Annotated in this window: 15 protein-coding genes, 1 tRNA gene and 1 pseudogene; 9 read left to right on the top strand and 8 right to left on the bottom strand. The window is 34.1% G+C overall.

The window, feature by feature from the left end; all coding sequences use genetic code 11:
- The first annotated feature begins 107 nt into the window (after positions 1 to 107).
- Positions 108 to 1,178: a hypothetical protein gene (locus tag ACTHPI_RS07445; protein WP_445353534.1), complete on the top strand. Its 1,071-nt coding sequence runs from the start codon at positions 108 to 110 to the stop codon at positions 1,176 to 1,178.
- Between the two features lie 39 nt (positions 1,179 to 1,217).
- On the opposite strand, the gene ACTHPI_RS07440 is transcribed toward ACTHPI_RS07445, so the two are convergent.
- From ACTHPI_RS07440 to ACTHPI_RS07430, 3 genes are all read right to left on the bottom strand, one after another.
- Complete coding sequence (locus tag ACTHPI_RS07440; RefSeq protein WP_445353533.1) at positions 1,218 to 1,367, bottom strand: hypothetical protein; 150 nt, start codon at positions 1,365 to 1,367, stop codon at positions 1,218 to 1,220.
- Between the two features lie 103 nt (positions 1,368 to 1,470).
- Positions 1,471 to 1,704 (bottom strand): PspC domain-containing protein, encoded by a 234-nt coding sequence (locus ACTHPI_RS07435; RefSeq protein WP_445353532.1) that lies wholly within the window; start codon positions 1,702 to 1,704, stop codon positions 1,471 to 1,473.
- A gap of 70 nt (positions 1,705 to 1,774) precedes the next feature.
- Positions 1,775 to 1,858 (bottom strand) — tRNA-Leu (locus ACTHPI_RS07430).
- A 97-nt stretch (positions 1,859 to 1,955) separates the two neighbouring features.
- Between ACTHPI_RS07430 and ACTHPI_RS07425 the strand changes: the two genes are divergently transcribed.
- The 3 genes from ACTHPI_RS07425 (at position 1,956) to ACTHPI_RS07415 (ending at position 4,885) form a co-directional block, all read left to right on the top strand.
- Complete coding sequence (locus ACTHPI_RS07425) at positions 1,956 to 3,257, top strand: serine hydrolase (protein WP_445353531.1); 1,302 nt, start codon at positions 1,956 to 1,958, stop codon at positions 3,255 to 3,257.
- Positions 3,258 to 3,259: 2 nt separating this feature from the next.
- Entirely contained in the window at positions 3,260 to 4,105 is an 846-nt protein-coding gene (locus tag ACTHPI_RS07420; protein ID WP_445353530.1) for an NAD(P)H-hydrate dehydratase, read from the top strand.
- A 102-nt stretch (positions 4,106 to 4,207) separates the two neighbouring features.
- The gene (locus ACTHPI_RS07415; protein WP_445353529.1) at positions 4,208 to 4,885 is read left to right on the top strand and encodes a L,D-transpeptidase; all 678 of its coding nucleotides are present in this window, start codon (positions 4,208 to 4,210) and stop codon (positions 4,883 to 4,885) included.
- Between the two features lie 43 nt (positions 4,886 to 4,928).
- On the opposite strand, the gene ACTHPI_RS07410 is transcribed toward ACTHPI_RS07415, so the two are convergent.
- From ACTHPI_RS07410 to ACTHPI_RS07395, 4 genes are all read right to left on the bottom strand, one after another.
- Complete coding sequence (locus tag ACTHPI_RS07410) at positions 4,929 to 5,447, bottom strand: PadR family transcriptional regulator (RefSeq protein ID WP_445353528.1); 519 nt, start codon at positions 5,445 to 5,447, stop codon at positions 4,929 to 4,931.
- A 172-nt stretch (positions 5,448 to 5,619) separates the two neighbouring features.
- Entirely contained in the window at positions 5,620 to 6,156 is a 537-nt protein-coding gene (locus tag ACTHPI_RS07405; RefSeq protein ID WP_445353543.1) for a phenolic acid decarboxylase, read from the bottom strand.
- A gap of 167 nt (positions 6,157 to 6,323) precedes the next feature.
- Positions 6,324 to 6,815, bottom strand: a complete 492-nt coding sequence (locus ACTHPI_RS07400) for a sigma-70 family RNA polymerase sigma factor (RefSeq protein ID WP_445353527.1) — start codon at positions 6,813 to 6,815, stop codon at positions 6,324 to 6,326.
- 224 nt (positions 6,816 to 7,039) lie between these two features.
- Positions 7,040 to 7,900 (bottom strand): hypothetical protein, encoded by an 861-nt coding sequence (locus tag ACTHPI_RS07395; RefSeq protein ID WP_445353526.1) that lies wholly within the window; start codon positions 7,898 to 7,900, stop codon positions 7,040 to 7,042.
- Between the two features lie 505 nt (positions 7,901 to 8,405).
- Here ACTHPI_RS07395 and ACTHPI_RS07390 point away from each other — a divergent pair.
- The 4 genes and pseudogenes from ACTHPI_RS07390 to ACTHPI_RS07375 all read left to right on the top strand — a co-directional run.
- Positions 8,406 to 8,468, top strand: a pseudogene (locus tag ACTHPI_RS07390) (YSIRK-type signal peptide-containing protein); the annotation flags it as partial.
- 111 nt (positions 8,469 to 8,579) lie between these two features.
- Entirely contained in the window at positions 8,580 to 13,997 is a 5,418-nt protein-coding gene (locus ACTHPI_RS07385; RefSeq protein WP_445353542.1) for an LPXTG cell wall anchor domain-containing protein, read from the top strand.
- Between the two features lie 167 nt (positions 13,998 to 14,164).
- Positions 14,165 to 14,530: a type II toxin-antitoxin system RelE/ParE family toxin gene (locus ACTHPI_RS07380; RefSeq protein WP_445353541.1), complete on the top strand. Its 366-nt coding sequence runs from the start codon at positions 14,165 to 14,167 to the stop codon at positions 14,528 to 14,530.
- A 2-nt stretch (positions 14,531 to 14,532) separates the two neighbouring features.
- Complete coding sequence (locus tag ACTHPI_RS07375) at positions 14,533 to 14,799, top strand: helix-turn-helix domain-containing protein (protein ID WP_144355590.1); 267 nt, start codon at positions 14,533 to 14,535, stop codon at positions 14,797 to 14,799.
- 142 nt (positions 14,800 to 14,941) lie between these two features.
- Here ACTHPI_RS07375 and ACTHPI_RS07370 read toward each other — a convergent pair whose 3' ends face one another.
- Positions 14,942 to 16,096 carry an RNA-guided endonuclease TnpB family protein gene (locus ACTHPI_RS07370; RefSeq protein WP_445353525.1) on the bottom strand — a complete coding sequence of 385 codons (1,155 nt, stop codon included), beginning with the start codon at positions 16,094 to 16,096 and terminating at the stop codon, positions 14,942 to 14,944.
- 573 nt (positions 16,097 to 16,669) lie between these two features.
- Between ACTHPI_RS07370 and argS the strand changes: the two genes are divergently transcribed.
- Complete coding sequence (gene argS / locus ACTHPI_RS07365; RefSeq protein WP_445353524.1) at positions 16,670 to 18,355, top strand: arginine--tRNA ligase; 1,686 nt, start codon at positions 16,670 to 16,672, stop codon at positions 18,353 to 18,355.
- Positions 18,356 to 18,419 lie beyond the last annotated feature (64 nt).

The raw sequence follows: 18,419 nt of genomic DNA, 5'->3' as shown, positions 1-18,419 counted from the left end.
CTAATAAAAAGGCAATGTACATAAGATAATTGTACATTGTCTTTTTTGTATATTTAGTACTAATAAGGTATCATAGATATATGAACTAGTAATAGGAAGGCGAAATTATGAGAAAGAATAAATTATTTACTGCACTTGCTGCAGCAACTTTACTTGTTAGTGCAGGTGCTGACGTAGCACAAACTACTAATTCTACAGTTGTTCAAGCTGCTACAAAGACTAAGAAGAAAACTACTGCTAAAGCAGCTGATCGTTATTTGGTTACTTTTAAGCGTAAGCCAGCCTTATATACTTTAGTGATTTCTAAAGATAAGAAGAAAACTAGCGTAAAGAAAATCAATTCTAAAAAACTTCAAAAAACTCTTGGTTTTAAAAAAGGTTCTAAGAGTAGAGTATTAAATGGAATAGTAACAGTTCCAAATTCTAAAAAGCCACAATATTATTTCATGGGAAAGATTCAATATGGCAAAAAGACCTACTTGTTATGTGTAAAGAGTAGTGATGTAACTGTAAAGTCAAAGAAGATTAAGAATTTGTATACTACTTCTGCATTAAAGACAAATGTTCAAATTCCAATTAAAGCTCCAACTATGCAAGAATATTTAAATACTCAAGTTAAGAGCTATACTGGAACTATTAAGCAAGACACTCAAAACCTTTATGTGCCAAAAGCTGGTTCTGATGGTAAAACAACATCATTTGAACAATATAAGGATGCTAGTGGAAATGCTGTGAAATGGACTAAAGGTAAACAATTTAAGATTTATGCTAAATTAAACTTGGATCTTACTAATAAAGAAAATCCAAGCCAAAAGGAATCTGTTCCATTTTATGTAACAATTATTATTGAGAATGACACTCTCAAATATGTCTTCATTCCTGCTGAATTAGTTGACCTTCAAAACGGTGCTCAAACTTCAGATATTACTGAATTTACTACTTTTGCAAGTACTCTAAAAGATAACTTTACTAAATGGGGTACTGATAATATAAATCAGCAAAAACAAGATTACTTAAACCAACAAAAAGCTAAGCAAGAACAAGCTAAAAAAGAAGCTGCCGCAAAAAAGGCCGCAAGTAAAAAGGCTAAAAAAACAAAGAAGTCTAAAAAAGCAACTAAAAAGTCAAAAAAGACTACTAAGAAAGCTAAAGCAGTAAAGAAAAATATTAAAAAATAATATAAAAAAACCAAGCATTAAATAATGCTTGGTTTTTCATTAATGTTTGACGTCTTTATTTATATTTTGAGTTGAGCGGATGTTAATAGCTGTTACATGTTCAGGTTCACTAAATAAAAATGTAGAACTTAAAATTGAAACTGCGGCAACAGTTAAAAATATCTTGTGAAAAATTCTAATCGCTTTCATCTTTTTTGCTCCTTATAACCTATCTACTTAGATTATATACCCAAAGTGTAAATGCGGAACTAGAATTTAGAAATACTTTTAATTTTCTTAAAAAATATTAATTCTACTTATCATGTTTAGTGTATTTTCCAGTCATTGTAGTATCTTTTCGTTGTGGTTCTGGCATTACTAGAGCTGCAATAAAATAGAGTGCAACTCCAGGAAAAATACCGGTAAACAAGATAAGAGCAGAACCAATAATTCTAACCCAAGCCGGATCTAAGCCAAAGTAATTAGCAATTCCGCCCAAAACTCCTGTTAAAATTTTATCACGTGATTTAGTTAATCTTTTTTTCATTTTGATAACCTCACAAATCTAAAATATTACTTGGATAAAGAAAAAACCAGCCTTTCAGCTAGTTAAAGAATGCCCCGAAAAAGATTCGAACTTTCACTCAGTTACCTGAACAGCGACCTGAACGCTGCGCGTCTGCCAATTCCGCCATCGGGGCAGAGAAATATTTATAACTCATCATTAATAATACCAAATTTTTTGGTAAAATGTAATCATAAAACTACTTAATTTTTATTTTTTCAAAGGAAGGTTTTATGAGTTTTCATAATAAAATCAAAAAAACAGTTATTACTTTAGCTGCTGCAGTATCATTGACTGGTAGTGGTTTGTTTATCAATCAATCTTTAAATCAGACAGTTTCAGCTGCAACTTATGATGCGGACCAGCTTGAGCTTGATGTGAAATCAGCAATTGCTATTGATAGTCATACTGGTCAAGTATTATATACTAAAAATGAAGATAAGGTTCTACCAATTGCTTCAATGACTAAATTGATTACAGTTTACTTAACTTTAAATGCAATTAAAAACAAAAAGATTTCATGGAATACTACCGTTGAACCAACTGATTCAATTATTAAGGTTGCTAATAACTCTGAATATTCAAATGTTCCTCTTAAAAAGGGTCATAAATATACTATTAAGCAACTCTACCAAGCTACTTTAATTGAATCTGCAAATGGAGCTGCAATGTGCCTAGCAAAAGCGGTGAGCGGTAATCAAGAAAGTTTTGTTAAATTAATGCGCCAACAGTTAAAGGCATGGAATATTAATGATGCTAAAATTTATACTGTTTGTGGCTTACCTAATGGAAGTTTAGGTGCAGATGCTTATCCTGGAATTAGTAAAAATGCTGAAAATGTGATGTCAGCTAAGAGTATGGCGATTGTTGGACAACACTTGCTTCGTGATTATCCAGAAGTTCTAAATACAACTAAGCTTGCGCATCTTGATTTTAAAGATGGTCAAAAAACAACCAAGATGGATAACTTTAACTGGATGCTTAAAGGATTATCTCAATATGATGCTAATCTTAATGTTGATGGTTTAAAAACTGGTACCACTGATGCAGCTGGAGCTTGTTTTATTGGAACTATGCAAAGAAAAAATGCTCGTATTATTACAGTGGTAATGGGAGCGCGTCATCAAGATGGAACCGATCCATCAAGATTTGTCCAAACTAAAAAATTAATGCATTATATTTTTGCTAAGTATACTCCAGTAACTTTAAAGCAAGGTGAAAGTATCAAGGGTGCAGAAAGCGTAATGGTTAAAAATGGTCAAGAAAAGACAGTTCCATTAGGTCTTCGTCGACAAGTTACAGTTTGGGATCCCGTAGATGGCAAAGGCTTATCTGCTAACTTAAAAGATAAAACTTTAGAAGCACCTGTTGATAAAGGAAGTACTATTGATTCATATGAATTTAAATCAGGTAATGAAAAGTTAATTTCATTATCAGATCCAACTCAAATGCAAATTCAAGCTCAAGCAATGAGGGGAACTGCTAAAGTTAACTGGTTCACACAAGTTTGGCGTTGGATCATAGGAGAAAATTAAAAATGGAAGAAATTTCTGAAGCTATTTTAAAAAAGGTTATCAAAAAAAGACCAAGTAATTCTCATAAAGGGGATTATGGTCGAATCCTCTTAATTGGAGGAAGTGACCGTTATGGTGGGGCAATTATTATGGCTACTGAAGGAGCTTTAAATGCAGGTGGGGGCCTTGTAGCCACAGCAACTCACTCAATTAACTTGGCAGCATTGCATAGCCGTGATCCAGAAGCAATGTACATTGATTGGAATGACAATTCTTTAGGTGAACTTATTAAGAAGATGGATGTTGTAGTCTGTGGTCCAGGCTTAGGCAATAGTCAAACCGCTAAAAAAATTATGGTATTATTGCGTCGTTGTGTTAATCAACAACAAAGCGTAATTTTAGACGCTAGTGCATTGGATTTGATTGCTGAAGATCATACTTTGTTACCCTTAAATGCAGGTCATATTATTATGACGCCTCATCAGATGGAATGGCAAAGAGTCAGTCAAATTCGCATCCCTTTCCAAAACGATAGCGCTAATTGGAATGCAATGAATAATTTAGTACCTAAGAAAAATTTAACTCTAGTTTTAAAATCAAATCATACTAAGGTTTATAGTGAAAATGGAGATGTCTTTGTTAATCCATTAGGTAATCCTGGAATGGCTACTGGAGGAAGCGGGGATACTTTAGCTGGAATTATTGGCGGATTTGTTGGTCAATTTTCAAATAAAATTGAAACAATTTTGGCTGGAGTATATATTCATTCTTTAGCTGGGGATGAACTTTACAAAAATAATTATGTTGTTAAGCCGACTGAAATTTCTAAATTATTGCCCAAAATCATGAAAAAATACTCAGAAAGTTAAACTTATTAAGCACAGGTTAATTCCTGTGTTTTTTTCTAGATAATTATCTCAATTACTGATAAAATCTAATGAGAGTATAATTGAAAAGATGATTGAGTAAATATGAAAAAATATATTTTTAGTACAATTGCAGTTATTTTAGCAATTGTAGCAATGGCTAAAATTTGCACACCTAAGAGCAATGCACAAAATAATCAAGCAAAAATAAGCAGAGTAGAAAAGAAAAATAAAAACACTGATAAAAAGACAAAAACAAAAACAAAAACTATGGCTGCGTTAGCTAGACCTTATAAAGACCCAAAGGACTTAGCTCCTGAAGGTACTTGGAAAAAACGCAGTGAGAAAAAGAAATATCCTAAACTTACTAATCCTGCTGATTTAACTTTGCGAGTTTCTCTTAAGGGAAATCGAGTATATGTCCTCAAAAAAGGTAAAGTTGTATATACCATGCTCTCTACAGCTGGTGTATATAATAAGAAGGGAAAATCTGCAACTCCAACTGGTACTTATCAAATTCATGAAGGACGCGGAGAGAGCTTTTTCAATCAAGGACTTAATGAGGGTGCTAATAATTGGGTAAGTTGGGATCCTGATGATGCTAATGTCTACTTATTCCACTCAGTTCCGACTGATGCAACAGGAGAATATAATCTCAAAGAAGCTCACAAATTGGGTAAAACTCAAGGTTCACACGGTTGTATTCGTTTAAGTGTTCCAGATTCTAAGTGGTTAATGGAAAATGTTCCTGTTGGGACAAAAGTAGTAATTAAGAATAATTAAAAAGACGAGATGAAATTTCTCGTCTTTTTTAGTATCAAAGTAACTATAATTGTTCAAGCCACTTTAATTGTCCATCAATTCTAGAAATAGCTCTTGTTAAAATAAGATAGTGTCCATAGTTATTCTGATAATTATTTTCAAATAGTAATTTTTTTCGGATTTTTAAATGAGCAAGTTGCTTGTTAAGAAGAGCCTTTTCTTCTGTAATTAGTTTTTCAATTCGAGGGTCAGACTTATCATTGATAAAGAATAATTTAAGAGAAAAAAGATCATGATTAATGGGCAATTCTGTTAGAGGTTGTTTAATCCATTCGTCTAATTTTTGTTTACCGAGTTCAGTAAGTGAATAGTGGATCTCTTTGCTATTAGACTTACTTGGTAGTGTTTGAATCCAATTATCTGCTAGCATTTTTTTAAGTTCAGGATAAATTTGACTATGGCTAGCTTTCCAAAATTCACCAATTTCATCTGTGAACTGTGTAGTGACGAATTTCCCAGTGGAATTTGGGTTTTGCTTTAAAATACCCATAATGATGTAAGGTAAGATACGTTTTTTCGGCATGATTTTCTCGCTTTCGTTTTTGTTAATTGTAACATTTTTAGGTGAATAGATGATTATCATACTTTATCCAATTTTCAGTAAATAAAAAAGCTAATCACAAGGATTAGCTAAATCAATAATTAATTGAAGCTAACAAATATATTTGTTAGCTTTTTTCATTGCAGTTCAAAAACTACTTCTCAATCATCTTGTAGTTTTCATCATAAAACTTACCATTGCGGATGTCATCAGTCATACCTTCATATGGTTCTTTAGCAATAACATCTTCATTATTAGCACCTGCATCCCCAATATAAGTAATTGTCGCAAATTCAGGCACAACCATCTTAGGGTAAGTTTCGTATTTTTCACGGCTCTCGTGCATTAAATCGATGTGGTCATTTTGGAAACAAACAGTAATTTCAGGGTGGTCTTGAACCCACTTAGGGAAGAAGATAGTACCGTTTAATTTGTGTTCATTTGGAACAAAGTCAAGTGCAACATCAGTACCAGTTGGTTCAGTCCAAGCAATCTTGTAAACACCTTCTGTTAACATGTTAATATGGGCTTCTTGATCCTTTACCCAGCGACCGGCAACCATTCCGCCGTGGATACGGTAGTCAACAGTATGGTCATTCTTGCAGTACCATTCATATTCCCAACCATTATCATAAGTGTAGATAAAGTGAGTTCCTACAAAATCTTCCAAAGTCTTGAACTTCTTATCCATATTATTTAAGTTAGCCATGAAATCTCTCCTTTAAAAAATTTTTCTTAAGTTTATTTTTTTGTCTTTTCAAATGTGTCGTTGTCGACATAAATTATTATATGTCGTTAACGACATTAAATCAAGTAAAAATAAAAAAAGATTCGTCAAAACAAATCTTTTTGTGAAAATTAATTCAATTCTTCTCGTAACTTTTCAAGCAAACTGCGCTTAATTCGTTGTAAATACTGCCGACTAACACCGCACTCACTTACTAAGTCAGTAATTGTCCTTTGAAAAAGTAAATGTTCAAATAATATAAGTCGTTCGTAATCGTTGAAAGTCTCAACTAATTCTTTAAAATCTAATAACATTTCCCAATTACATGATTTGCTTGCTAAAGTAAAAGCTTCATCAAAGTTCGTACTGTATTCATCCCATTTTTGGACTTTGCGTAGTTGGTCAATTGTACGCCAGATAATTTTTCTAAAAGCCAAATTATCTATTTGCTTGCGCTCCATCACTGGATACTTGTCTAATACCTCGGCATAAGTTAATACTCCTTCTTGCAAATAATCCTCATAATAAGAAAACTCCCGCCTTACATGCGCCATCTTAAGTGCGCCTGCTACTAACTTCTTATTCTTCCATGCCTTATTAAAACTTGCTTTTGTGATTTTCATCTTTGAAAATCCTCCTTAAAAAATTCTCGTCCAAATTCAGGACAAGATAGATAGTAGCAAGTATAAAAATGTAAAACTATCTCTAAGAATGATGCAATTCTATTCATTATTAATAAAAATATAGATTTAAATTCACTTATAAATTGATTATCTATCTAGATTTAGCAAGTAACTTTGAGAAAAAATAATAAAAAAATAACCTTACTTAGTAACTTGATTTCAAGTTAGAAGTAAGCTTTTGTAAGTTTTTTATAAATAGAATTGTTAAAGTCAGTATGATAAATTTTCGGCGTTTGAGTATGTTCCGCATAAGTATGAGTTGCTGATTTAGTGAAAGACTTAATACTTGCATGAGTTAAATCAGGAATTGAAAGAGTAGGCTTATTCATTACTCCGTGTTCATCACTATTAGTAAGAAGTGAACGTTTGGCATACCAGAGATAAGTGTGTTGAAATTCAGCTTCCTTCAATTCTTGTTGAGTAACATCATATAAAGCTAAAGCCTTGGTTAGGTGCTTTTTAAGATTAGAGTAGCAATTGGTGAATTTAATTTTATAATTCATGCCTTGAATAGATAGTGTAGTGAAAGTTAAGTCTGCGTATTCTTTTTTGCCAACTTTATAAAAGTTATCTTGATGAGTAGAATGGATAAATTGCAAAGATACCCAATCACAATTTCCAGTGAAAAATCCGTGACTAGAAAATAAAGCATTATATCCTAACATCAAGATATAGTATTGCTTAATATGCAAATGGTCCCGTAAGTTCTTTTGAATCATATAACTTGGAAAAACGCTATGAGCTGCAACTTGGTATAAAAGTGCAGAAGGTGGACGTTTGCATAATAATACGCCAAGTTCTAGATCCAGAATACAAGAAGGGTAGATTTTTAGAAGAGGGTTTTTCTTAAAGTTGAAAATAGCTAGAGTATCTTTGCTAACTTTATAATCATTTACATAAGTAATATATTTAGTTCTAAAAGTCTTCGAATTAACATAATTTTGGATATTTTTTCGACTCCAAACCTGAAAATTTGGATTTTGAGGTAACTTTACTGTTATTTTTGGCTTTCTATAGTTTGGCATGATAAAAGACCTTCTTCTATTGAAAATAATAAAGCTGTACTCTCACCTCCAATTTAATCTTATTTGAATGAAAGTTAAAATAAAACGCTTTCCAAAATAAATTATTCTTTACAATTACCTGTTATCGTATCTATAATTATAGAAAATAAAATGCTAAATATAAGCTAAAAAGGGGAAGATGTTATAAAATAGTTACATATAGCTAAAGTTGGTTAATGGCTATAGCATAAGGTATCAAAGGACTAAAATAATAACAAAAAGTAAGAATGTTAGTATGTTAACTTTATTGTTGGGTTCATTTTTGAATTAATATGTAAATGAAGTTATTAACATTATTATTAAAAGGAGTTATAATGTAGATACACGGAATAACACATGTTATTATAAGCGGATGCTATAGTCATATGTAGTTAAATCAAAAAGGGGAAATAAAATGGAAGATAAGAGATTGAAGACTAGAGTAGAGAGACTACACCAATCTACTGTAAAAGAAAAGTAAAGATTCAGTATTAGAAAGCTCTCTGTTGGAGCTGCGAGTGTATTTTTGGGAACTACGTTCTTTTTGAGTACGCAAAATTCAACAGCACATGCAGATACTGTAAATAGTAATGAAACTAACCAAGCTGCTACTAATGATGTAACGCAATCTAATGAAGAAAAGTTGGCTGAAAAATCTGACATGTCAGTAGCCACTTCTTCAAAAGCTAATAGTTCTGCTAAAAGCGTAGCTATAGAAAATAAGAAAAATGCTTTAGACCAAGAATCCAGTGCATCTACTGTAAGTAGTGATAACACAGAAATTGTGCCATCAAAGCAAGAGACTAATCAAGCTCCAGAACAAAAAGTAAGCGATAATCAAACAGCTAAATCTGAAACTTCTGCTCAAACTGCTAAAACAGAAAAAGCTACTAATGAAAATGTTAATAATCCAACTAAGGAAGTAGCTAAAGATAATAGCGAAGGCAAAAATAATCAAGCAGAATCATCTGCCCATAATGAAATAGCCAATAACGCGCCTAAGGCTAAACCACAAATGTTTGCAGCAAAGTCCGCAACTACTAAGCAAGTTCAAGTAACTTATAATACTGATGAGGGTAAGACTTGGGAATCTAGCCTTGATTTAGCAGATGGCCAGACTATTCAAGCGGCAGTTCAAGCAGAAATTGATAAAGATAATGCGATTCAAGATGAACGTGAAAACCAATCGCCACTTCTTTACCAATATTCTTCAGATCAAGATCCTAAAACCGATGTAGACGGTACAGGTGCTTTAAAAGATCAATATGAGGCTTGGCTTGCTAAAAAAGCAAAAGAATTTCCTTTAGCCGGATATACTTTAGGTGAGATTAAGCAAGACAATGATAATTACATTGTTAATTTAATTGATCCAGGTTATAACGCAATGATTGCGGTTAATGACTGGGAAGTATTTAAGCGTCAAATTGAATTTAAGAAATATTATGGCGATGGCGATACAATTACTTTTAAGCAAGATGAGAAGATTGGTTATGCAGTGGACTCTACTAGTAAGCTTGCTGATCGTCCCTATTTATCAATTGTTTATCCTGGTGGAGATGAAAATCCTAATAATGGTAGAGTTACACCTGTATCAATTGAACAAGTTAATAGTAAAACTTCAACAGATCCCAGTGCGCCTAAAGGTGATGTAAATGAAATTGCTTGGCGTCATGTATCTCCAAGAAAATATAATCCAGTCACTGGTCAAATTGATGGTATGAATTCAAATGCTTCTTTTAGTAATAATTCCTTTCCAATTCAATTTGATGGCGCAAAGGTAGATGCATCTGTAGAAAACGGCTCATGGACTACTACTGAGGGCGATGTTGCTAAGACTGGAACTGCTTTTGGTGAAGTAGATACTTATGGAGTAACTACGAGATACGGATTTGTAAATGGTCAAAAAGCCACTCATAATCCACCAACAGTTTATATCACTTACTATCACAACCAACCAGTTGAAGTAACTTTTGAAGATATTACTGATGCTCAGAGTCCTATTAACTTATCAAACTTTAATGCTCCAGAACTTACTTGGCAAAGTTCTAATAATAACTTTGTTACACGTCAAGAATCTGACAATGATGTTGACAAGTTGCAATTAAAGACTACTACTGATTATACAGGTACTGGCGTTAAGTATAGCTACCAAGCAGGTGACTACACTAAGCAAGGTGCTTTGACCACTGATTCACATGCGGCTGGCGCTAACAAGACAATTAATGGTTTAACTACATTAAACTATCAAGATGTATTAAACGCATACCTTGCAAATGGTTATGCTTTTGTAAGTGCAGATGAGGATAACCTTTCTTATGATAAGGATAAGGTTTGGACTAAAGACAGCACTACTCAAGACAATGATGGTCACAAGTTAAATGTTTTACACCGTGTTATTAAGTTAGTTCGTACTGCAACTAAGCAAACAGCTACTCAAACTGTAACTAGAAATATTAATTTTGTTGCAGATCGTGAAGATAAGCCAGCTTTAGCTGATCCTATTAAGCAAACTGTAACTTACACTAGTAGTGAATTTTATAGTGATATTAATGGCGTACCTGTTGCAGTAAAAGGTGAAGCTAAAGATGCTGACGGTAATGTAATGAAAGATGCTAATGGTAACATTCTTTACATTGTAGATGGCACTCAAGCTGCTGCTCCAATTACTTGGACAGCTAAAGATGGTGACAAGTTTAAAGAAGTAGTGAAGCCAACTGAAAGTGCCAATAAGATTACCGGTCAAGATACGATTGAAGTTGCTGATGGTAATTTAAAGGGTGATTGGACTAAGTATGATACTGCTTCTGAAAGTTTAGTTCCAGCGCCAACTACTATAAATGGTGAGTGGAATGGTTATAAGCAAAGTAGCCAAGATAAGACCCAATACACTGCACCTGATGTAACTTTAGTTTACTACCAAAAAGCACATGAAAATTCAGACACAAAGACAGTTAAACGTGTTGTTCACTTCAAGACAGTCGATGGTCAAACTTTACTTAAAGACAACCCAGTAGAAAGTGTAACTTTCAGTCAAAACTACTATACTGATGGCAATGGTAATGTTGTTAGTGTTAAGACTGTAAAAGATAGTAGCGGTCACGATATTACCGTAGTTAAGGATGTTTTAACAGGTAAAGATGCCGAAAATGCTAAGGCTTGGAAGGTATCAGATGGCAACGCTGATTTTACTCGCGTAGATGTTCCAGAAATTACTGATGGACTTTTGCCTGGTGACTGGATTAGAGTAAGTGCTAAAAGAGATAGAAAAAATGGACCAGAAGTTGATGGAGAAATAGTTCCTGCTGATGAAATTCAAGATACTGTAGAAAATGGTGCTGACCAAGAATACACTATTTACTACGCACAAAAGGCGCAAGAGCATCAAGATAGTAAATCAGTTAACCGTGTAGTAAACTTCTTAACTGAAAATACTCATGAAGTTTTGAAAGATTCAACTACTGAAACAGTAAGTTTCAATAGACACTACTTCACAGCCTTAGATAAGAATGGTAAAGAAATTTTTGTAAATGCTAAACAATTATCAGATGGTACTTGGGTAGTTGATTATAGTAATACTGCTAAGCCAGTAGATGATTCATGGGTTGTTAGTGGGGATCCTAACTTTATCCAAGTTGATGTTCCAGAAATTACTGACGGAAAAATCCCTGGTAACTGGATTCGTGTAAATGCTTCTAAAGATAAAGAAAATGGTCCAGACTTAATTAATGAAATCGTACCAGCAGATACGATTCAAAGTACTGTAAAAAATGGTGCTAACCAAGAATATACTATCTACTATGCACAACAAGCCTTTGAGCATACTGCTAACAAGTCTGCTAAGCGTATTATTCACTATGTAGCTGATAAGTCAGAATTCCCAGTATTGCAAGATGAAAAGACGCAAACTATTAACTTTACTACTACTTACTACACTACTAATGAAGATGGAAGTGGAGATTTAGTTGCAGTTAAGAAGGCTGGTCTTGACAAAGATGGCAATATTATCTATGTAGTTGATTACACTAAAGAAGCACCAAAGGATAAGACTTGGACAGTTAATAATAATGCAAGTAACCAAGATGTAACTATTACTGATGGTCAAGCTAGTTACAACAAGCAAGCACAAGATATTATCTTTAAGAGTGAAGGTGCATTAGCTGGAACTTGGACTATTGAATATGCTTCTAACAATGCTCCAACTGATCCACACTTAGATGTTAACTATGCACCACAAGAAGCAATTCCTTCAACTATTCCAGATGGCAGCGTTGAACATGTTTACTTAGTTTACACTAAGGATGTAAATGCTGATATTACTTACTGGGATATTACTGATGGTGAAGATAAGGCTGTTAAGTTAGGCGAAACTGATCCAGATGCTCAAGAACATGGTAAGCCTGGTGAAGATATTTCCTTCACTAAAGATCCAGCTGAACGTATTAAGGAATATGAAAAGCAAGGATATGTCTTTGTAAGAACTGACTTTAATAACGATAAGTATGGCGAAGAAGATAGTCACTTTAATGTTTACTTAGTTCATGGCGCAATTCAAAAGCACGAAACTAAAGAATCTGTACGTAAGATTCACTATGTAGCTGATGAAGGTAAAGGCTTAAGTGTAACAAAGATGCCTGAACTTCAAGATATTACTACCCAAAACATTACTATTGATGGTTCTTACTATGTTGATGCCGTAACTGGTAAGAATGTAGTTGCTAAGGAAGTAACTGACGCAAATGGCAACAAGGTATGGGTAGTTGCTAAGTATGTAGATGCTCCAGCTGTTGAATGGAAGATAGTGGAAGCTCATAGTGTAACTGGTGAAAATGGTAAGTACACTTTTGAAGCAGTTACTACTCCAGATACTATTACTTTAGATAAGCAAGAAGCTGTTAAGCGTGGTGTTAATGATGGAACTTGGACTCATGACAGCAGCCTTGACTTGAATAATGGAGAACGTGATGATGAAGTAAGTAACTGGGATCCAAACTTGACTGATGGTTATCTTGTTTATAAGCAAAAGACTCCAACTACTCCAGACGAGCCAACACCGCATGAACCAGATGAACCAAACAAGCCAGATACACCGGACAATCCAACACCAAATGAACCAGATAAGCCAAACAAGCCAGATACACCAGATAATCCAACACCAAATGAACCGGATGAACCAAACAAGCCAGATACTCCAGATAAACCAACACCAAATGAACCGGATGAACCAAACAAGCCAGATACTCCAGATAAACCAACTGAGAAGAAGTATCACTGGACTATTGAATATGTTGACGAAGATGGCAACAAGTTGATTCCTGATGTCAAGGATCCAAAGGATTACCCAACTGGAGACACTTACAACGGTTCAACAAGTGGTTATGAAAAATCAACTATTACAGTAGATGGAAAGACTTATGAATTAGTTCCATCTAAGAGTAAGAATACTAATGGTACATTTACTGATCATGATGAACATACTGTTTATGTTTACAAGCTTAAGGAAGATAAGCCAGTAAATCCAACTCCAGAAGTACCAGTTACTCCAGAAAATCCAAACCCATCAGAACCATCAATTCCATCAACCCCTGATACACCAACTCCAGAGCCATCAAATCCAACTCCAGATAAGCCAGTTGAACCAACCACTCCAACTGAGCCATCAACTCCTGACACACCAACACCAAGTCAGCCTTCAGAACCAACTACTCCTGATACTCCATCAGAACCAGATACTCCAAGTGAGCCAGATGAGCCAAGTACTCCAACTCAAGATGATTCTACTCCAAAGCCTTCAACACCTAAGAAGACTTCATACAGAAAATCTAACCCATCTAAGTATGAAACTGTATCTGCTAAGAAGAAGTATAGAGAAGCAACTGCAGCACTTCATGAAGATATGGATAACCTTAAGAAAGGTACTAAGACTTCATACAAGAGTACAGCTGTTCCTAAGTCTGATAAGATTTTGCCACAAACCGGTGAAAAATCTAACACTGCTTCAGAAGTTGCAGGCATTATGACTGCTGCTTTAGCAGGACTTGTAGGACTTGTAGGTGCTGATCGTAAGAAAAAGCGTAGATAAAGTTATAAGTTTATAACTTTTCTCGAATAACAAAAATAGCTCTCGTTCCAATTAGGAATGAGGGCTGTTTTGTTTTAAGGATAATTTTAAAATCCATTTTAATTTTTTATTGTAAACTTGTAATAGCATATATTGAGTAAATGATTATTATATGCTATCATAAAAATATGGAAGAATTAGACTTTGAATTTTATAGGCGACCTAATGGTCATATTGAGTTTCAAGAGTTTTTGGATAAACTTAGTAAAAAAGATAGAGCAAAGTTATTAGCAACTATTAACCAAGTATCAATTAAAGGAATTAGTATTGGAATACAGCAAAATTGGGTAAAATTTATTGATAAAAATTTATATGAAATCCGCTCAAAAGTAGGAAAAAATCAACAACGTGGTTTATATTTTTATGTAGATGGAACAAAATATATGATAACTAATGGCTTTACTAAAAAGACTAAGAAAACTCCAGTACGTGAAATAAATCATGCTAAGGTACTACGTAAAGAATATTATGATAACAAGAAAAAGGAGCAATAATTATGGATTTTAAAGATTATCTGAATGAGCAGCTTAAAGATCCAGAATTTAAGCAAGAGTTTGAAAATGAAACTACTAAATTAGAAAGTGCTGTTGCATTAACTGAAATTCGTAAAAAATCAGGACTATCACAACGTCAATTAGCAGAAACAGCTAATGTTCCTCAATCAACAATTGCTAGAATTGAGCGTGGAGATAATACAAGTATTGATACACTCACAAAGCTAGCAAATGCTCTTGGTAAAAAATTAACTATTAGTTTTTCTTAGCTAAATGAACTACATCGGGAATGAATTCCCGAGTTTCTGGGAACAGCAGGTAGTGTTTAGGATCTTACAGAGAATTAGCTTCTGATGTCTAGAAGGTCTCACACCTAACTCACAGAACTTGCCTATTTACCTTGGCTAGTTCCTAACCAGTTAGCTTTGCTTTATTTAGGATATTAACTGCCGCATTAATATCTCGATCATGATGGGTTTTGCATTTTTGGCAAGTCCACTCACGAACATCCAGTGGCTTTTCACCGCTATTAAATCCGCAATTCGAACAGATTCTTGAAGTGTTCTTGGGATTGACAGCAATTAGCTTTTTGCCATACCATTCGCACTTGTATTCAAGCATCATTCTAAACATTCTCCAACTCGCATTACTAATGGATTTAGCCAGTTTATGATTCTTTTGAAGATTTTTGGCTTTCAAATCTTCGATTGCAATCACATCATAGTTTTTGACTAGTTCAGTTGTAATTTTATGGAGATAGTCTTTTCTTTGGTTTTTGACTTTATCCTGATACTTTGCTTTTAAAATACGTGCCTTTCTCCAATTCTTGAAACTTTCTAAGCTTCTTGGATTGGGGATTTTTTTATTTTTATCTTGCAAGATCAATCTTTGAGCTAAATGGCGTCTTCTTGAGAACTTTTTTTGCCATTCAGTAGCTTTTTTATCAAAATATGAGCCATCAAAAGTATCATACTTGATACCATTTGAAAGAATAGCCAAATCAGCTATCCCGACATCAATTCCGACTTCTTTGTTAGTTTTAGGAAATTCTTTCTTCTCAACTTCAACTTGAAAAGAAATGTAGTACTTTCCAGTTGATTCTAAGCTTACTGTATAACGCTTGATCTGGGTATCTTTCAAAATGCCAGTCTTGCCAGTTTTGATGTAGCCAAGCTTAGGCAATTTTAAATATCGCCTGCCAATAACACGAACAGTTGACTTACCAGTATAAGAGTTCTTAGTTGACTTTCTTGAATGAAATTTTGGCTTTCCTGCACGGATTGACCTATCAAAGAAGTTCTTCCAAGCTTGATTTAAATTAGCATTAACTATTTGAAGACTAGAAGAATCACTGTTTTTTAGAAAGCTATATTGATGTTTTAAAGGTTTTAACAAAATATCTAGCTTGTATTTACCTAAGAACGGCAAATGATGATTATTCTTGTAACGCTCATTCATCATCGCAAGCATCTGATTCCAAACAAAACGGTCATTACCAAACATTTGAAATAATTGTCCTTGTTGTTTTTGATTTGGATATAGTCTTAACTTGATTCCAGCAAGCATTTTTGTGCCTCCTTTCTTGATTTTATTTTTAAATTATATCAAAACAAAATAAGAGAAAAAAGCGAACGAAATCTTAAAATTATAGATTTTTTAAAACAAAACTTGTCACTTAGATTGCTGGATTCATCTCGAGATTGAAATCCCAAGCTTTCTCCAGTATATTTTCAGTAAAAATTAACAACAAACAAAACAACTCTCGTTCTAATTAGGAATGAGGGCTGTTTTGTTTTAAGGATAATTATTGTAAAAAGATATAAGGTATTTGAAAAAATTATTAAAAGCAAAAAATTTTGAATCGGATAACAATTAAGTTTTAAACTCAATCAGTAGCAAAAAACCGCATTAGCTGGTATAATATCACAGAAGTGTTAGAAGTAGTAGTGAAGTAGTTTTTTTCAGCGAATCTGCATAGAGTGTGAGGCAGGTAAGAACCTTCATGAAGGCGTGTCTAGCTAATAAGAATAGAATATAACAAGCGGATACTTAAGTATCAAGTTGAGTGGTACCGCGGGATAACATCTCGTCTCTTTCTACATTGTAGGAAGAGGCGTTTTTTATATAGAAAGGCATCATATGGATTTTAAAAAAGAAGTTGTTGAATTAATTAATAGTCAAGTAGATCTTCCAGAAGAAAAGATTAATGCTCTTATTGAACGTCCTAAGAACCCTAAGATGGGGGATTACGCATTTCCTTGTTTTGTTTTAGCAAAGACTATGCACAAGAATCCTGCAGAAATTGCCCAAAATATTGCTAGTGAATTATCAAGTGATGACTTTGCAAGCATTAAGGCTGTTGGACCATATGTTAACTTTGCAATTGACCACGAAAAGCTTATCTCTTCAACTTTGAAGGATGTTTTAGCAGCTGGAGAACACTATGGAGATCAAGAAATTGGTCATGGAAATGTCCCTATTGATATGTCCAGCCCCAACATCGCTAAGCCAATGAGTATGGGCCACCTTCGTTCTACTGTAATTGGAAATTCAATTGCCAAAACTATGGAAAAAGTTGGCTACAAGCCTATTAAGATCAATTACTTAGGTGATTATGGTACACAATTTGGTAAGTTGATTGCGGCTTATAAGCACTGGGGAAATGAAGAAGATGTGAAGAAGGATCCTATTATGAATCTTTTCCACTACTATGTACGTTTCCATAAAGAAGCTGAAGAAAACCCAGAACTTGAACAAGAAGGCCGTGAATGGTTTAAGAAGCTTGAAGAAGGAGATCCAGAAGCGGTTGAGCTTTGGAAGTGGTTCCGTGAAGTTTCACTAGCTGACTTTAACCGTATTTATAAAGAACTTGGTGTAGAATTTGATTCATATAATGGTGAAGCATTCTTTAACGATAAGATGCAACCTGTAATTGAAGAATTGAAGGATAAAGGTCTACTTCATGAATCTCGTGGTGCTCAAGTAGTTGATATGGGTGAAGATGCAAATCCAGCCATTATTGTTAAGTCAGATGGTACTTCAATTTACTTAACTCGTGACTTGGCAGCTGCTGAATGGAGAATGAAGGAATATGACTTTGCTAAGATGCTCTATGTAGTAGGTAATGAGCAAGCTCAACACTTCGTTGAACTTAAGACTGTTCTTAAGAAGATGGGCTATGATTGGTCAGATGATATTCACCACATTCCATTTGGTCTTATTACTCAAGGTGGTAAGAAGTTATCAACTAGAAAAGGTAACGTTGTTTTCCTTGATCAAGTATTGAAGGACGCTGTAAGTTTAGCTAAGAAGCAAATTGAAGAAAAGAATCCAGACTTAGCTGATCAAGACCAAGTTGCCCATGATGTTGGTGTAGGGGCTGTGATTTTCCACGATCTTAAGAATGACCGTCTTGATAGTTTTGACTTTGACTTAGAAGAAGTTGTGCGCTTTGAAGGTGATACTGGTCCTTACGTACAATACACTAATGCTCGTGCGCAAAGTGTCTTGCGTAAAGCTGCTGCAATGGGTAAAAAGCCAGCAGATGATAACTTTAATTTAGATGATGAATGGGCATTCGCAGTTGCTAAAGACTTAGCAGACTTCCCAAGAATCATTGCAAGAAGTGCAGATAAGTTTGAACCATCTGTAATTGCTAAGTTTGCTTTAGGCTTATCTAAGAAGTTCAACAAGTACTATGCTAATGTGAAGATCTTGACTGATGATGATCAACTTGCTTCTCGTCTTGCATTAGTAGAAGCAACATCAATTGTTTTAACAGAGAGTTTGCGCTTATTGGGTGTAAACGCTCCTAAGGAAATGTAGTTAAAATAAAATAATAACGCTTACATTATCTGAAAACGTTGTTCATTTACTCAATAAAAGGTAC

It is taken from the genome of Lactobacillus sp. PSON, assembly GCF_052615405.1.
The sequence above is the reverse complement of the archived record's forward strand: the minus strand, read 5'-3'. Positions and strand labels throughout refer to the sequence as shown.

Coding starts and splice junctions, on each gene's coding strand:
- ACTHPI_RS07375 (WP_144355590.1), top strand. CDS start 14,533: ATGGATTTTAAAGATTATCTGAATGAGCAGCTTAAAGATCCAGAATTT.
- ACTHPI_RS07435 (WP_445353532.1), bottom strand. CDS start 1,704: ATGAAAAAAAGATTAACTAAATCACGTGATAAAATTTTAACAGGAGTT.
- ACTHPI_RS07400 (WP_445353527.1), bottom strand. CDS start 6,815: ATGAAAATCACAAAAGCAAGTTTTAATAAGGCATGGAAGAATAAGAAG.
- ACTHPI_RS07410 (WP_445353528.1), bottom strand. CDS start 5,447: ATGCCGAAAAAACGTATCTTACCTTACATCATTATGGGTATTTTAAAG.
- ACTHPI_RS07385 (WP_445353542.1), top strand. CDS start 8,580: ATGTCAGTAGCCACTTCTTCAAAAGCTAATAGTTCTGCTAAAAGCGTA.
- ACTHPI_RS07425 (WP_445353531.1), top strand. CDS start 1,956: ATGAGTTTTCATAATAAAATCAAAAAAACAGTTATTACTTTAGCTGCT.
- ACTHPI_RS07395 (WP_445353526.1), bottom strand. CDS start 7,900: ATGCCAAACTATAGAAAGCCAAAAATAACAGTAAAGTTACCTCAAAAT.
- ACTHPI_RS07370 (WP_445353525.1), bottom strand. CDS start 16,096: ATGCTTGCTGGAATCAAGTTAAGACTATATCCAAATCAAAAACAACAA.
- ACTHPI_RS07405 (WP_445353543.1), bottom strand. CDS start 6,156: ATGGATAAGAAGTTCAAGACTTTGGAAGATTTTGTAGGAACTCACTTT.
- ACTHPI_RS07445 (WP_445353534.1), top strand. CDS start 108: ATGAGAAAGAATAAATTATTTACTGCACTTGCTGCAGCAACTTTACTT.
- ACTHPI_RS07420 (WP_445353530.1), top strand. CDS start 3,260: ATGGAAGAAATTTCTGAAGCTATTTTAAAAAAGGTTATCAAAAAAAGA.
- ACTHPI_RS07440 (WP_445353533.1), bottom strand. CDS start 1,367: ATGAAAGCGATTAGAATTTTTCACAAGATATTTTTAACTGTTGCCGCA.
- ACTHPI_RS07415 (WP_445353529.1), top strand. CDS start 4,208: ATGAAAAAATATATTTTTAGTACAATTGCAGTTATTTTAGCAATTGTA.
- ACTHPI_RS07380 (WP_445353541.1), top strand. CDS start 14,165: ATGGAAGAATTAGACTTTGAATTTTATAGGCGACCTAATGGTCATATT.
- argS (WP_445353524.1), top strand. CDS start 16,670: ATGGATTTTAAAAAAGAAGTTGTTGAATTAATTAATAGTCAAGTAGAT.